The sequence below is a fragment of the Bradyrhizobium sp. Arg237L genome (assembly GCF_029990105.1).
Classification (GTDB): Bacteria; Pseudomonadota; Alphaproteobacteria; order Rhizobiales; family Xanthobacteraceae; genus Bradyrhizobium.
Window position 1 is genome coordinate 79,729 of the sequence record NZ_JAQMIL010000009.1, and the last position, 15,100, is coordinate 94,828.

Annotated in this window: 13 protein-coding genes and 4 pseudogenes; 11 read left to right on the top strand and 6 right to left on the bottom strand. The window is 63.3% G+C overall.

The window, feature by feature from the left end; genetic code table 11:
* Positions 1-190: 190 nt before the first annotated feature.
* Positions 191-1,954: a methyl-accepting chemotaxis protein gene (locus OZ411_RS07735; protein WP_282527452.1), complete on the bottom strand. Its 1,764-nt coding sequence runs from the start codon at positions 1,952-1,954 to the stop codon at positions 191-193.
* A gap of 202 nt (positions 1,955-2,156) precedes the next feature.
* Here OZ411_RS07735 and OZ411_RS07740 point away from each other — a divergent pair, with 202 nt between their 5' ends.
* The 11 genes and pseudogenes from OZ411_RS07740 to OZ411_RS07790 all read left to right on the top strand — a co-directional run.
* The gene (locus OZ411_RS07740) at positions 2,157-2,903 is read left to right on the top strand and encodes a YebC/PmpR family DNA-binding transcriptional regulator (protein WP_282527453.1); all 747 of its coding nucleotides are present in this window, start codon (positions 2,157-2,159) and stop codon (positions 2,901-2,903) included.
* A gap of 189 nt (positions 2,904-3,092) precedes the next feature.
* Entirely contained in the window at positions 3,093-3,620 is a 528-nt protein-coding gene (gene ruvC / locus OZ411_RS07745; protein WP_130579366.1) for a crossover junction endodeoxyribonuclease RuvC, read from the top strand.
* The gene (ruvA, locus tag OZ411_RS07750) at positions 3,617-4,234 is read left to right on the top strand and encodes a Holliday junction branch migration protein RuvA (protein WP_282527454.1); all 618 of its coding nucleotides are present in this window, start codon (positions 3,617-3,619) and stop codon (positions 4,232-4,234) included. Before ruvC ends, ruvA begins: the two co-directional genes overlap by 4 nt.
* 145 nt (positions 4,235-4,379) lie before the next feature.
* Positions 4,380-5,423: a Holliday junction branch migration DNA helicase RuvB gene (gene ruvB / locus OZ411_RS07755; protein ID WP_130579333.1), complete on the top strand. Its 1,044-nt coding sequence runs from the start codon at positions 4,380-4,382 to the stop codon at positions 5,421-5,423.
* A 214-nt stretch (positions 5,424-5,637) separates the two neighbouring features.
* Positions 5,638-6,558 carry a metallophosphoesterase gene (locus OZ411_RS07760; protein ID WP_282527455.1) on the top strand — a complete coding sequence of 307 codons (921 nt, stop codon included), beginning with the start codon at positions 5,638-5,640 and terminating at the stop codon, positions 6,556-6,558.
* A 55-nt stretch (positions 6,559-6,613) separates the two neighbouring features.
* Complete coding sequence (locus OZ411_RS07765) at positions 6,614-6,769, top strand: hypothetical protein (protein ID WP_282527456.1); 156 nt, start codon at positions 6,614-6,616, stop codon at positions 6,767-6,769.
* Positions 6,766-6,846: pseudogene (locus OZ411_RS07770) on the top strand (acyl-CoA thioester hydrolase); the annotation flags it as partial. The gene OZ411_RS07765 and the pseudogene OZ411_RS07770, both read left to right, overlap by 4 nt.
* Before the next feature lie 308 nt (positions 6,847-7,154).
* Positions 7,155-7,424 (top strand): hypothetical protein, encoded by a 270-nt coding sequence (locus OZ411_RS07775; RefSeq protein WP_282527457.1) that lies wholly within the window; start codon positions 7,155-7,157, stop codon positions 7,422-7,424.
* A pseudogene (locus tag OZ411_RS07780) lies at positions 7,417-7,712 on the top strand (hypothetical protein). The gene OZ411_RS07775 and the pseudogene OZ411_RS07780 overlap by 8 nt, the downstream one beginning before the upstream one ends.
* A 38-nt stretch (positions 7,713-7,750) precedes the next feature.
* Positions 7,751-7,894 (top strand): annotated as a pseudogene (locus OZ411_RS07785) (DUF1488 domain-containing protein); the annotation flags it as partial.
* Positions 7,895-7,916: 22 nt separating this feature from the next.
* Positions 7,917-8,587 (top strand): annotated as a pseudogene (locus tag OZ411_RS07790) (tyrosine-type recombinase/integrase); the annotation flags it as partial.
* Positions 8,588-8,940: 353 nt separating this feature from the next.
* Here the strand turns inward: OZ411_RS07790 and OZ411_RS07795 are convergent.
* From OZ411_RS07795 to OZ411_RS07815, 5 genes are all read right to left on the bottom strand, one after another.
* Positions 8,941-9,297 (bottom strand): hypothetical protein, encoded by a 357-nt coding sequence (locus OZ411_RS07795; protein WP_130579323.1) that lies wholly within the window; start codon positions 9,295-9,297, stop codon positions 8,941-8,943.
* A gap of 150 nt (positions 9,298-9,447) precedes the next feature.
* Positions 9,448-10,170: an energy transducer TonB gene (locus tag OZ411_RS07800; protein WP_282527458.1), complete on the bottom strand. Its 723-nt coding sequence runs from the start codon at positions 10,168-10,170 to the stop codon at positions 9,448-9,450.
* Positions 10,167-10,601, bottom strand: coding sequence for a TonB system transport protein ExbD (gene exbD / locus OZ411_RS07805; RefSeq protein ID WP_282527515.1), 435 nt, complete (start codon positions 10,599-10,601; stop codon positions 10,167-10,169). Before exbD ends, OZ411_RS07800 begins: the two co-directional genes overlap by 4 nt.
* Positions 10,602-10,606: 5 nt before the next feature.
* Positions 10,607-11,413, bottom strand: coding sequence for a tonB-system energizer ExbB (exbB, locus tag OZ411_RS07810; protein ID WP_282527459.1), 807 nt, complete (start codon positions 11,411-11,413; stop codon positions 10,607-10,609).
* A gap of 71 nt (positions 11,414-11,484) precedes the next feature.
* A complete protein-coding gene (locus OZ411_RS07815; RefSeq protein WP_282527460.1) occupies positions 11,485-14,841 on the bottom strand; it encodes a TonB-dependent receptor in 3,357 nt (1,118 codons plus the stop codon).
* Between the last annotated feature and the right edge of the window lie 259 nt (positions 14,842-15,100).

Below are 15,100 nucleotides of genomic sequence, written 5' to 3' on the forward strand. Positions count from 1 at the left end.
AGCGAAGACATATTCCGCAATGCTAATTCGCGCTGACGATATATAAAATGACGGTCGTCATCACATAATCGCGTGCGTCATTCTAGGGGATGGAGGCGACAATCGATCCGGGCCGCACGAAAGAACCGTGCGTTTTGAAAAGACTGCGTGAAGTTCCGGGCAGTGCAGTGACTGCCCAGAAAAGCGGCCGTCAGAGCTTGTACGCCGTGCGGAAGCCGCCCCAGTGCCGGCCGCGCACGCGGACAGGCACGTCGATCTCGCGCATCATCACCGTGGTGCCGTTGCCCATGTCGCGGGCGTAACTCTGGATCAGATAGGCGCGCTGGTTGCGCCCGGCGGCGAGCCCCGCTGCATCGTTGAAGATGCGACGGTTGCGGCTGTTGGCGGCGTTGAAGGCGACATCGCCCGGCCGCTGCGGGTGCGAATAGATCTTGTTGTGCACCGGCAGATAGCCGTTGCGGTCGATCATGGCGCAGAACGCCAGCCGCGGATCCTTGGCGAGGAAAGCCTCCTGAAACGGCGGCAGCGCGCGGTCGGCCCAGTCCAATATTCTTGTGCGGTACTGCACCGGATTGGTGCCGGACATCTCGACATAGTCGGTGTCGAACATGTCCTCGATCGTGATGGCGCCGCTCGCGATCCCGTTCTCGAAAATCCTGGTCAGCGCCACGCCGGCTTCCATCGCGCGCATCACGAACTCGGTGTTCTCGTCGCGGATCGCCCACAATTTGTCTTCGATCTTTTCGAGCAGCCCCAAGGTCAGCGCCTCGAAGCGCGCCTGCGCGCCGGCCTTGGTCTTGTCGGCGATCCGGATCTTGACCGCGCCGACATCTTCAAGCGTGGCGGCAAGGCTCTGGTGCAGTTGCAGCCGTTCGGCCTCCGGTCCTGAGATCAGGATGCCGTCCATGGATATCTCATAGACCGGCGCGGTGATGATGCTGCCGCGCGCTTGCATCTCGAGCTTGAGGCTACAGGGCAGCCGCTCGCCCTTGCGCGGGTCCTCGCGCTCGCCCTGCCGCAGCAGCACCGCGCAGCGCGATTTCAGTTTTTGCGCAAAGCTGGTCACCGCCCGGCCCGCTTGGGCGACATCCTTGCCATGCGCTTCGGCTTCCCTGGTTGCATGATCGATCTCGGCGGCGCCGTCGCCGACCGCGACGATGAAGCTCGAGGCGGAGGAGGCATTCTGCGCGATCTCGCCGGTGGTCTTGCGCTGCTCGGTCACCGCGCCGCGGACATGCTCGAACACCGGGCGGATCGCCTCGATCGACTGCGCGATGCGGTGCACGGCATCGGCCGAGCCGGCGGCATCCCTCTGCAGCGCCTCGATCTTCCTGGTGATCTCTTCGGTCGCGCCCTGGGTCTGCACCGCCAGCGCCTTCACTTCGGTCGCAACCACCGCAAATCCCTTGCCGGCGGCGCCGGCGCGCGCGGCCTCGATGGTCGAGTTGAGGGCGAGCAGGGTGGTCTGCCGCGCGATCTGCGCGATCAGGTTGACGACATTGCCGATCGCGGCGGAGGATTCGCGGAGGCGGTCGACATTGGCGCGGGCTTCGCGCGCCGCGGCTCCGGCCTCGTCGGCGAGCCGGCCGGCGTCGCGGACCTGCGCGCCGATCCCTTGCGCCGAATCGGTGAACTTGTCGGCGGCCCGCGAGAAGGTCTCGGCCGTGGTCTGCGCCGCGTTGGTGCGGCCGGTCAGCGCATCCGTGCGCTCGCGGATGGTGGCAAGCGTCGCCGCGGTCGCCTCGGCCCCGCCGGCCACCGATTGGGCGGCGCGCTCGAGCTGCCGGATCATGCCGCCGAGCTCGAGTTCGAGCAGTTCCAGGATCTCCTGGGCCGAGCCGGTATCGGGGGAGGTGTTATCCTCTGGCGCTGGCACCGTTGCGGCCGGAACTTTCGGTTCGACAGCCACCACCGGCTCCGGCACTCGCTTGCGAAACAAACCGAACGCCGCCATTTGGGTTCTCTTGCAAGTTGAAATGGACTGTCCGATTCTCTCATTCGTAGGTGAAGTCGTGGTTAACGGCTGCCTGATTTTCCGGCAGACGGCACGGCCGGCATGCCAGATCACGCCGCAAGTCTTTGATTTTGGCCTGTCGGGGGCCTATAACGCCGCGCCTCATCCCCTTTTTCGAAAGACGATTCCCAAGGGACCTCGCATGGCCGGCCATTCCCAATTCAAGAACATCATGCACCGCAAGGGCCGGCAGGATGCCCAGAAGTCGAAGCTGTTCGGCAAACTGGCCCGCGAAATCACCGTCGCGGCCAAGCTCGGCACCCCCGACCCCGCCATGAACCCCCGGCTGCGCGCCGCGATCGTTGCCGCGCGGGCGGAAAACATGCCGAAGGACAATATCGAGCGCGCCATCAAGAAGGCCGCCGGCAATGAGGGCGAGAATTATGACGAGATCCGCTACGAGGGCTATGGCCCCGGCGGCGTCGCCGTGATCGTCGAGGCCCTGACCGACAACCGCAACCGTGCCGCCTCCGACATCCGCTCCTACTTCACGAAGTCCGGCGGCAATCTCGGCGAAACCGGCTCGGTCGCCTTCATGTTCGACCGCACCGGCATCATCGAATATGACCACAAAGTCGCCTCGGACGACGCGATGCTGGATGCCGCGATCGAAGCCGGCGCCGACGACGTGGTGTCGAGCGAAAGCGGCCACGAGGTCTACGCTTCGCAGGAATCCTTCCGCGAGGTCGCCAAGGCGCTGGAAGGGAAATTCGGCGAGCCGCGCAAGGCGGCGCTGACCTGGAAGCCGCAAAACACCATCGCCGTCGACGACGAGACCGGCGAGAAGCTGTTGAAGCTGATCGACCTGTTGAACGAGCACGACGACGTGCAGAACGTCTTCGTCAATTTCGAGATCTCGGACGCGCTGATGGCGAAGATGGGCGGCTAACTTCATCTCTCTCGTGATGCCGTCATGGCCGGGCTTGACCCGGCCATCCACGCGTTTCCACGCGTGCTGAAGGACGTGGATGCCCGGGACAAGCCCGGGCATGACGGGGTGGGTGTGGTCGTCGCTTTCCCCGTGCATGACCTCCCCGTTTGTGTTTCGTTCTCGAAACGCAGCGGTTATCACTACTCCATGACAGTCCAGCCGATTCGCAAGCCCACCCGCATCCTCGGCATCGACCCGGGCCTCCGCCGCACCGGCTGGGGCGTGATCGAAGTCGAGGGCAACCGGCTGGTTTTCGTCGGCTGTGGCTCGATCGAGCCGTCGGAACGGCTGCCATTGGCGAGCCGGCTGCTCGCGATCCATGAGGGGCTGGCTGCCGTGCTCGGCGACTACAGCCCCGAAGAGGCCGCGGTCGAGCAGACGTTTGTCAACAAGGACGGCGTCGCGACGCTGAAACTCGGCCAGGCCCGCGGCGTCGCCATGCTGGCGCCTGCAATGTTCGGCATCGAGGTCGCCGAATATGCGCCGAACCAGGTCAAGAAAACCGTCGTCGGCGCCGGACACGCCGAGAAGAACCAGATCGCCGTGATGCTGAAGATCCTGCTTCCCAAGGCCGAGCCGCAATCGCCCGACGCCGCCGATGCACTCGCGGTTGCGATCACGCATGCCCATCACCGCCAAAGCACCGCGCTGCGGCTGAGAGTAGCCAGCCTATGATCGGCAAATTGAAAGGCCTCATCGACTCCTACGGCGAGGACTACGTGATCCTCGATGTCGGCGGCGTCGGCTATCAGGTGCATTGCTCGGCGCGCACGCTGCAGGCGCTGCCCTCGCCGGGCGAGGCCGCGGTGCTCTCGATCGAGACCTATGTGCGCGAGGATCAGATCAAGCTGTTCGGCTTCCGCACCGACAACGAGCGCGAATGGTTTCGCCTGTTGCAGACCGTGCAGGGCGTCGGCGCCAAGGTCGCGCTCGCCGTGCTCGGCACGCTGCCGCCTTCCGACCTTGCGAACGCGATCGCGCTGCGTGACAAGGCGGCGGTGGCGCGCACGCCCGGCGTCGGCCCGAAGGTCGCTGAGCGCATCGTCAGCGAGTTGAAGGACAAGGCGCCTCAATTTGCCAATGTCGATCCCGCAGTGGTCCATCTCGCCGGCGCCATCGACAATGAGCGCGCGCCGCGTCCGGTGACGGACGCGATCTCTGCCCTCGTCAATCTCGGCTACGGCCAGCCGCAAGCCGCCGCCGCCATCGCCGCCGCCTCGCGCAGCGCAGGCGAGCACGCCGAGACCGCGCAACTGATCCGGCTAGGCCTGAAGGAGCTCGCGAAGTGAATGCTCAGACCGTAGGGTGGGCAAAGCGGAGCGTGCCCACCATCAACACTCCGCTCGTCATGGTGGGCACGCTTCCGCCTTCGCTCTTCGAGCTACGGCGGACAAGTCGCTTTGCCCACCCTACGATCGTCACGGAGCAGGCGACATGAACCCGCCCTCCCGCATCGTCACCCCTGAGCGTCGCGCCGATGATGTCGGCGACACGGCGCTGCGTCCGCAATCGCTGTCCGAATTCGTCGGCCAGGCGCAGGCGCGCAAGAATCTCTCGATCTTCATCGAGGCCGCGCGCAAGCGCGGCGAGGCGCTGGATCATGTACTGTTTGTCGGGCCCCCGGGTCTCGGCAAGACCACGCTGGCACAGATCGTCGCGCGCGAGCTCGGCGTCGGCTTTCGTGCCACCTCCGGCCCGGTGATTGCAAAAGCCGGCGATCTCGCCGCGCTTCTGACAAATCTCGAAGAGCGCGACGTCCTCTTCATCGACGAGATCCATCGCCTGAGCCCGGCGGTGGAAGAGGTGCTCTATCCGGCGATGGAGGATTTCCAGCTCGACCTCATCATCGGCGAGGGCCCGGCCGCGCGCTCGGTGAAGATCGAATTGGCGAAATTCACCCTCGTCGGCGCCACCACGCGCGCCGGCCTGCTCACCAATCCACTGCGCGACCGCTTCGGGATTCCAATCCGGCTGAATTTCTACACCGAGGAGGAGCTGGAGAAGATCGTCACCCGCGGCGCCCGCGTGCTCAACATCGGCATGAGTCCTGACGGTGCCAACGAGATCGCCCGCCGCGCCCGCGGCACGCCACGCATCGCCGGCCGCCTGCTGCGCCGGGTCCGCGATTTTGCGTCCGCAGCCGACGCCACGTCGGTCGACCGCGCTATTGCCGATCACGCGCTCTCCGCGCTTGAGGTCGATGCCGCCGGCCTGGATGCGATGGACCGCCGCTACCTCAGCACCATCGCGATGAACTATGGCGGCGGGCCGGTCGGGGTCGAGACGATGGCGGCGGCGCTGTCGGAGCCGCGCGATGCGATCGAGGACATCATCGAGCCCTATCTGATCCAGTGCGGCTACCTGCAGCGCACGCCGCGCGGCCGTCTCCTCACCTCGCACGCCTTCCGCCATCTCGGCCTCGCCGAGCCCTCGCGCGATCCCTCGCAGTTCGGCCTGTTCGGCAACGACGACGATTGATTTTGCATTCCCGTAGCCCGGGTGGAGCGGAAGCGTAACCCGGGGCCGCTCGTAAACGTTGGCGCAGGAGTCCCGGGTTGCGCTGCGCTCCACCCGGGCTACGGAATCGCGCGTTCACATCCTCGTGCAGGACAACCCCTGACAATCTGCACAAACGCACCGCAATTCCGCTCCAATCGGACCCCATCAACGAGGGGCATCACCGATCATCCCCATGTTCTCACGGCGTCAATTTTTCAGATCCATCGGCGGCCTCACCGCCCTCACTGCATCGACCTCGGCCTATGGCTTTGGCGTCGAGCCGGTATTGCGGCTCCGCGTCACGCGTTATCATCTCACCCCACCGCGATGGCCGGCGGATTTCCCGCTGAAGATCGCCGTGATCGCCGACCTGCACGCCTGCGATCCCTGGATGTCGCTGGAGCGCATCGAGACGATCGTCGCGCGCACCAACGCACTTGAGCCCGACATCATCGTCATGCTCGGGGACTACGTCGCCGGCCACCGCCATGTTACGCGCTTCATTCCAGCAAGCGAATGGGCCGCGGTGCTGGCGAACCTCAAGGCGCCGCTCGGCGTGCACGCGATCCTCGGTAACCACGATTACTGGGACGACAAGACCGTGCAGCGCGAGGGGCAGGGGCTGACGGTGGCCCATCGCGCGCTCGAAGCGAACGGCATTCCGGTCTACGAGAACGATGCAAAGCGCCTGACCAAGGCCGGCCGCCCGTTCTGGCTCGCCGGCCTCGGCGATCAGCTCGCCTATATGCCGGCACGGCGTTTCCGCCCCGTGCGCCGTATCGGCGTCGATGATCTCGGCGCGACGCTCGCGAAAGTCACCGACGATGCGCCGGTCATCCTGCTGGCACACGAGCCTGACGTCGCGCTGCGCGTCCCCTCACGCGTGGCGCTGCAATTGTCCGGCCATACCCATGGCGGCCAGGTCCGCCTGCTCGGCTGGTCGCCCGCGGTGCCGCTGCGGCAGGGCGTCGAGCTCGCCTACGGCCACCTGCGCACCAATTGCGACGTCATCGTCTCCGGCGGCCTCGGCTGCAGCATCATGCCGTTCCGCATCGGCGTTCCCCCGGAGATCGTGCTGGTGACGCTCGGCAAGGCCGGACCGGCGGTGGCGTAAGCTTATATTGGTTGGTCCCTGTGCAGTTGTGACGCAAGCTGCTAGCATTGGCGTCATGAGTTTGACTGGCGAAGACACCGAGAAGCTCCGCGCTCTCCGAGCGGCGATCGACGAAGGGATGGCCGACGTCGAGGCTGGACGGGTTGTCCCCTGGGATTTGGAGGAGTTTCTGGAGCAGGCTCGCGAACGCGCGGCGTCGAGTTCAAAATGAACGTTTCCCTCGACGGCGAGGTCCGCGACGGCCGCCATCACATGCAGGTCCGCGTCTATTACGAGGACACGGATTTCCCTGACTGGACGTTGTCGTATTAGGCAGTACTCATCGTTCCTGTTTTGTGGCGGTCTCCTGAGAAAAGCTTCATGCTGAAAAGGGCAGCGGCATTCAGGTACCGTGTGTATTCGTAGGGCATCCGCTTGCGCACCGGATGCACTATAATGCAGTCGACCAAGTTACGGAAAGCGTCCCTCATCTCGGCCATCATCACCAGGACCGCACCCGACGGACCGATCACCGGCTCGCCTTCAGCGCCTGGACGATCGACGCAATCATCGTTGGGTCCGCACCACGACCGGCCAGAGTTTCTAAGGTAGCGCGCATGACCGTCCGTTCCCGACGCGAAGTCGTCACCTTCAAGAACTCTTTCCGGATCAGGGGCATCGATAGACTGTTGCCCGCCGGCGCCTATGAGGTCGTCATCGACGAGGAGACGATCGAGGGGCTATCGTTCGAGGCGTTCCGCCCCGTCGCCACCATGATCAAGGTGCCGGTGGAAGGCTCGCGCGGGTTGGCGATGCAGGTGGTCTCGATCGGCTCTGTCGATCTGGCCGACGCCCAACGCATCGACGCGAGCGCATCCGATGGCTGACGAACCGCTCGATCTCGACAGTCACCGCGGCGTGACGGCGCAAAAGGCAACCGACATCCGCCGTGCGCTCGCGGAGGTCGAGACCCATGCACGGGAACTGCGCGAGCGCCGGGCCGAGGTGGAGGACCATCTGTTGTCAATTCCCGCCGCGTCATGGCCGGAGGCGGCCGCCAAGGCGCGCTATATACTCAAGCTGTAGCCGCGGGCCTGCCGCCCGAAGACACAAGGCACCGCGATCTCGTCGCAGCCGTGCTTGAGGATTTTGTCCGGCTTGCCGAGCAGAGCTGAGTCGGGTACCGCGGCACGCTTATGAAGGAGTGGCTGACATGACGCTCACGCACGGTCGCTTCATCGCTTACGAATACGACAGGATGGTCGTTCTGTTCTCGATGCTCGACGGCGAGAAGGAGATTCCCTGCGCGGTCTCGACCTCCGCCATGGATGAACTGGAAGGTGTGGTGCGCGCGAGAGCGGGGTCAGCGTGAGGCACAGGAGGCTGAATACCGAATACTCGGTCGGATGCTCCGCGACGCAGCCAGGCACGAGAAATATGCCACGATCGTGGACATCTCTCGCCAGCTCGCGCTGACCGGCTGTCGACGCAGCGAGATGATCGGCTTGAAATGGACGGAAGCGGACACCGAGTCGAGTTGCTTGCGGTTGGACGACAGTAAGGAGGGTGAATCCATCCGCCCCATAGGGCTGCCAGTCGTCGAATATCTCGAGCGACGGCGCCCGGACAATGTCTGCACACACGTCTTCCCGGGGCAGGGCGAGGACAACGCATTCGGCAGCTTCCCGAACCATTGGAAGCATCTCTTCGAGGACTCCCCGCTATCCGATATTACTCCTCACGTCCTACGCCACAGCTTCGCGAGCATCGCCAACGATCTCGGCTTACCGAGGTGACCATCGCGGCGCTGGTCGGCCATGCCAAGGGTTTGGTGACAAGCAAGTACATCCATACGCTTGACACGGCGCTCATCATGGCTGCGGATACGATCTCTGGCTATATTCAAGGGCTCCTTGACGGCATCGAGTTCAAGCAAACCGCCTACGCGTTGGACCGCGATTCGCGAAAGGCCGCGCTGGCTCGCTTTCTGAAGAGGGCTTCGGGCGCCGATTCGATCGAGGCCGAAGAGGCGGGCCGCTTGGCTGCCTAGGTGCCGTTGGCCAACATCAACCATGACGCAATCGCTTTGAGGCGGCGAGTATCTTCGGCCGCTAAGGGGAATACCATATGGTGGCCCATCTCTAGCCCGTCGCGTAGCGCAGTGCTGTCATCAAATCCGGGAGGGCTGACCGGATGCGTGAAGAGCGGCTACGCGTCAGAGTGCGAGCGCGTCCTCATTCGGCGGTGTAGTCAAGAGCGGACGTCGCCGGAGATCCCAGAAGGACTAAACGGCGAGATGTCAGGCACACACGTCAAGGTCGACCTTGGCAGCTACGAACCGTGGACGCGCGCGCCGCTGTAGCGACTGGTCAGTGGAAATGGAGTCTTATCACCGACCGAGATTTAGAAGCCACAGTCTCTGTAGTCCCTTCTGGCAAGCCGGAAATGCGAGCCGACAGCAATGAAGTCAACATCCAGACATTGATTTCCTCGACGATATTGGCCCAAACCGTCGCATCGAAGGTATTCGAGATTGATCCGCCAGCGCTTCTCGTGCGGAGAGTAGGTTGCAAAATCATTCTGGGCGCTCGGAGGCCCCTTGCAGATGGCCGCGATATATTGTCGAACTTCGGCAGGTAGATCGTCGATATGATGAGGATTCCAAGGATCATTCTTGGTGACGGCGCTGCCCATGGAAGCAGCCGTCGCCACACTGCAAAGCAGAAGGAAAAGGGCCAACAACGAGGTTCGCATTGTCATTCGGCACTCCTCTGTGAGTGGCTAACAATCCGACCGAGGCAAATGGGCTGGTCTACTACTCTGACCGTGCGGTCTATTGCTCCCTGAGATCACGCGTCCTCGGCATAGACAATCCTCATCCCGACGAAACTATGGATCTCGCCGCAGGCGTCAGCGCGCGAAAGCGACCGGTGCGAGATAGCTATCGCGCGCTCCGGGCTTCTCGGCCGGGAAGGGCGGGAAGGGACTGGCGCGATGAAGCAGTTCGAGCGCCTCCCGGTCGAGCACTGTATTGCCTGACGATTTGGATATTTCGCTTGCGATCACTTCCCCCGCACGATTCAGGCCGAACCGCAGCACCGTCGTTCCCGAGGCACCATGCGCCGCCGCCGGGTACCTTTTGAAGCGTTGTAGATGACCGAACACGAGGGCGTTATAGGCCTTCGCGCTTGCCTGTGAGAACTGACCGACATGCTCCGTCTTCGGCGGCGCGCGCGTCTCGGGCGCGGGCGGCTGTACCTGCGGCTTTGGCTCCTCGATTTGCTTTGGCGTCTCTTGAGGCAGGGTGACTTCGGCCTGTGCTTGCGGAGGTGGCGGCTGTTCGACCTTCTCGACTGGCTGCTCCTGCTTGGGCTGCTCCTTGGGCGTCTCCTCCGCCTGTTGCATGGTCGGGCCGACCGCGATGTCCTGGTTCTGGACCTCGGGCGAACTAGCTTCGATTGGGGCGAGGGTCACGCTTATCGCAGGAATGATGTTTGGCTCGACGGGCCTGCGGGAATACCACAGTGCAATGGCGGCCACGATTGCGGCATGCGCGAGCAGGATTGCCAGCGCCGCTAGCATCCAACGTGATAGGCCGCGATTGTCAGGCAGATGCAGGGCGTGGGCGTTCATGGCTTCGTCGCCGGCGCTTCAAGCCCAACCAGGGCAAGCTTGAGATAGCCGGCGTCCCGTAAGGTGTTCATAACCTCGATCAGCTCGCCATAGCTCAGCGACTTGTCGGCTCGGACGAAGATCGTTTCGTCCTTGTGGTTGTTGGTGGCAGTATCCAGCGCACGAGCGAGGGCTTCGCGCGCCACAACGTTTTCGCCGACGGCAATGGTCTGGTCCGTTTTGATCGTGACGAAAACCGGCTTGTCCGGGCGAGGCTGCTCGGGTGCCGTGCTCGCGGGAAGGTTTACGCCGATGTCGACGGTCGCAAGCGGCGCGGCTACCATGAAGATGATAAGCAGCACCAGGATCACGTCGATAAAGGGCGTGACGTTGATCTCGTGCTGGATCTCGAGATCATCGCCGTTCGAACGAGAACCAAGACGGACGGCCATGGCGATCACTCCGCAGCGCGTGGCAGGACCACATCGCGGGGCTGCCCGCGGCTGATCAGAAGCAGGAGCTGCGCCGAGGCGTCACTCAGGAGCGCGCGATAGCCGGCGATCACGCGGGCGAGATGGTTGTAGATCACGACGGCCGGGATAGCGGCCACAAGCCCGAGCGCGGTGGCGAGCAGCGCCTCGGCAATGCCGGGCGCAACCACCGCCAGGTTCGTGGTATGGGATTCCGAAATGCCGATGAAAGAGTTCATGATCCCCCAAACCGTGCCGAACAGGCCGACAAAGGGGGCCGTCGCGCCGATGGTGGCAAGAATGCCAATGCCGCGCGAAATCTCTCGCGTCATCGCCGCTTCCACACGTTCCAGCCGAAGCGCGACACGCTCCTTGAAGCCGTCGTCGACGATACCGTCGGACAGTTCCGCCTCGCGCGCCGTCGAGAGGATCAGCTGCGCGACAGCATCGCGGTCGCCATTGCATTCATGCGCCGCCTCCGTGAGGCCGCCGCCTTCCTCCAGCATTCTCACCCGCCGCAGCGCGCGGCCCCTCCCGACGCGCAGTTCGATGGTCTTGGCAAGCCAGACCGTCCAGGTCACGAGCGAGGCGAAGGCGAGCCCGATCATGACAGCCTTCACGACGATATCGGCGTTGAGGAACATTCCCCACGGCGACAGATTCCGCGGCAGCAGGGAATCCGGAACTTGCGCGACCGCAGGCTGCGAGTGGATGGCGAGGGCCGCAAGAATGAGGCCACTCGGCAGCAGCCGGAGCCAAATTCTGCGCTGAGGCTTTGTTTTGCTGTATTTCATCTCGTTCTTTCTCGTCTCAATCGGCCCCCACTTTTGCCCCTACCTGTGGGCCTGCTCGCGCTAACCAGTCGCTAAAGCAATCCCTCAAGGTGATAATTCACGCCGGCTTTGACTTGGTTGACCTCGGTCTTGACAGTCACGTTCGTGCCGAACGAATTGACGAACTCGAGCCCTTTGCTGCCGAAGTCGAGATGGTCGTACTCGAGCTTCGCCGACCAGTGTGATCCCAGCATGTATTCCAGGCCACCGCCCGCGATCCATCCGGGACGGGTGGCGTGAGCAACAGTGAGACCGTCGAGCCCGCTATTCACCTCCATACGATAATCGGCGTTCATCAACGCGGCGCCGCCCTTTGCGTAGAGCATTAGCGGCCCGGTGACATAGCCGATCCTGCCGGTGAGGGTGTCATACCAGTTGTGGTCGCTGGTGATCGAGAGCGCCGCCGTGCCGGCGGGATCAACGAAATTGGCTTTACCCTGAGCTGACGTCCAGGCGAGTTCGCCTTCGATCCCGACCAGCCAGTTCGGAGCCACCAGAAAATTGTAGCCGGCCTGCAAGCCACCGAGCGCGCCCGCCGGATTGGTTCTGTCGGTGCCGATCGGCGTGGCCACGTGCTCGCCGCCGCTGAAGGCGCCACCGAAGTTGGCGCCGACGTAGGGACCGGCCCAATAGTAAGCTGTCGGTGCCGAGTTACGGACCTTGGTGTAGAAGCCAGGCAGAACGCCGGCAACCTTCTCCGGAGCCCCGAGCTTCTGCGAAATGCCAAAGTAGTATCCGCGCCGCGGTCCGTATTGAGGCGCAAACACACCGATGCCGGCACCGTTGCGGATCTGGTAAATGTAGTCGGTCAGGTTTACCACGTCGAAACGAACCGTAACCGGCAATCCGTTCCAGCCATGGGCGAACTCGTGCGACACGCCGGTATTGATCTGCCAATAGGATGGCAGGTGGTCGCAGTTGGGGCAGACTACCCCTGGCGGCAAATTCGGGGGGTCCGTGCGCAAGCCGCTACCGTAGATGAACGTTGCGCTCGCGGTGGTGCCGTCCAACCAGCTGTTGGTGTCGGTCCACCGGTATGCGACCCTTCCAGAACCTGTATAGGTTTGATCGTGGTCGGTGTGGATCCAATTGTTCTGGATGTAGACTAGGTCGTCTGGACTAAACAGGGTCTGATTTGACACGACAGTGTGTGCGTGCTGGACCCCCCACGCCCAACTGGTGTCAGCAGAGAAGCCGCCATACCTGAATCTTAGTTTCAGTTCGGCACCGTAATTCTCGGCTTTGTCATAGTTGAACGCGGTGAGCACGTAGGCCTGGCCGAACTGGCCATCGTCGAGGAGGTCCCTGGCGGTCTTGTAGTAGATGCTGCCGCCGAGTTCGAGGGTCGGACAGTTTGCGGCTGCGACCGGCGCTTTGGAGGGTGTTGCGCCTGGTGTCGTCGGACATTGCGGCAGCAGTTGCTGCGTGAAGCCCGCGTCGTACACATTCGCCCGTTCGGGTTGGATCGCACCGACATTCTGGAGAGGAAAGCCGGCCACCTGGCCGGGCAGCACGGCCGCCTGATCGGGGGTGATGATTGGGGTGCCCGCGGTAGTGCCATTAAAGATCTGGGTCGGAATCGTTCGACCAAGCACTTGTTGTGGCGGTTCGAACGTTCGCATGTAACCGATGTGCAGGACGGTCGACCACCATGGCTTGTAGGTCAGGCTCGCGCGCGGGCTGAGCTGGTTCGCGTCGACGTACTGGTAGATTTGATCGAACCGCAGGCCGTAATTTAACGTGAGTTCGTGGGTCAGCCGCCATTCGTCCTGGGCGTAGGCCCCGAGCTGCCAGCCAAACAATTTGCTGCTATCGAGAATGTTGAAGGGCCTGTCGATCGCCGTCAGGCCGCTCGGATCGTTCGGGTCTAGCGGCTCGACGGTGCTTACGGTTGCGATCTGGCTCTGCTCGCCGTTGGTGTAGAAGCCGGCGCGAAGAGTGTGCGCATCGTTCAAGCGGTACGCGAAATCGCCCGACACGCCGTTCAGGAAGGAATTGCGATAAACATCGGATGCGACATTGTTGATGAAGAGATCGCCCACCGGGTCGGGAACGAAGTGAACATCGCTATAACGCGAATAATACGCGAGCTGGGCATCGAAATTGCCCTCCGACTTCTGCCAGGCAATGACGTTGTAGGCGTTCTTCTCATATTGATTTTCATTGAGGGTGGCCGAATCGAAGCTACTTTTGCCGAAGGCTGTATAGGGGGGAGCATTCGGGTTGGGGATGCCATCCGGGTTGAGGCAGGGGTTCGCGGGATCGAAAGGACCGCCGCAAAAGCCTCCCACATTACCCGGCTGTCCGGGATTGTTGGGAATCTGATAACGGGTCTCTCCGAACCCCGAAATGGTGACCACCCGCACCGTTGGATCGAGCACCGTGGACGTATAGGCGAAGAACCTGCCCTGTTCGGAATGATCGTGAATTGCGTTGAGGGTCGCAATGGGATTCTGAAGGCCGAGGCTGGTGCTCAAATAGCGGCCGGTGACGTAGTAGTCGGTGTTGCCCTCAACCCCGCCATATTCGAAGCTCGGTGTAATGGTCTGGCGGCTGCCGCCGTAGATACTGACGCTGCCGCCGGAGAGCGCGGCTCCGCTCTTGGTCGTGATGTCGAGGATGCCGGCGGTATGCAGGCCATACTGCGCCGGCAGCGCACCGGTGAGCAGCCCTATGCTGCCGATGAAAGAGGTCTCAAGAAGCTGCGAGAAGCCGGACACGCCGTCGGGCAGTAGGATCCCATTGATCCGGTACTGAACGTTGGCGTGCTCGTTGCGAACGTGAAAATCGCCCGAGCTCGTCGAATCCTGATAGACGCCCGGAAATTGCAGCACGACATCTTTGAGCGGCGCGGCGTTTCCCTGCGGGAGGTTCTCGATATCCCTCTGGCTAAGTTGATAGTTCGTCGTGCCAACCTTGGGCATGATGACGTTGTCGCGCCGCTGGTCGAAGGTCTGGGTCTGCTGGACGACTTGGCGATTCGCCGCAGCTTGGGCCTGTTCCGCGCTTGGCACGGCCGTCGCTGTCGACGGTGGATTACGCACGACCTGCCTTGGCGGCGGCGTTCGCGGCCGCCGCCGCTCGACAGGCGCGGCGACCCGGGTCTCGGGCAGAACGTTGGCTCCCGGAGGCGCGGCCTGCACGGCCGGCGTTGATTGCGGGGTCGGCGAATTGGCCGGTGACTCTGAGGGCGCCGGCGTGGCCGAGCTTTCCGGCTGCGGCGAAGGTTGCGCGGACGGGGCACTCGGCTGCGGCGTCGAACTCGTCCCCTGGGGGGCCGGGCTGGGGGCTTGGGCGAGCGCGGCTGCACCCGATGCCACCACGAGCGTGAGCGACGATGCCGACAGCAAAATGCCGCGGAAGGTGCGAAAGAGAAACGGAGTGCCCATGAAGGAATGTTTCCTGACTGAACGCCTGCCCGCGACGCAAAAGCGTCGTCGTACGGAAGGAGCTTCGGCCCCGGCTCGCGGCGCGCCCCCATGGCGCGGCGCCAGCGGGATCGAAGCAGCGATGTCAGGAAATCGGAGGTCCGCGTGATTCAAACGCTGCCCGCGGCGGTTGTAGCAAGAAGCGGAAATGATCGATCGGATGATCGATCCTCGCATCAGCAAATTCCACGAGCAGCGCTGGCGGAGTTGGCGCTAGGCC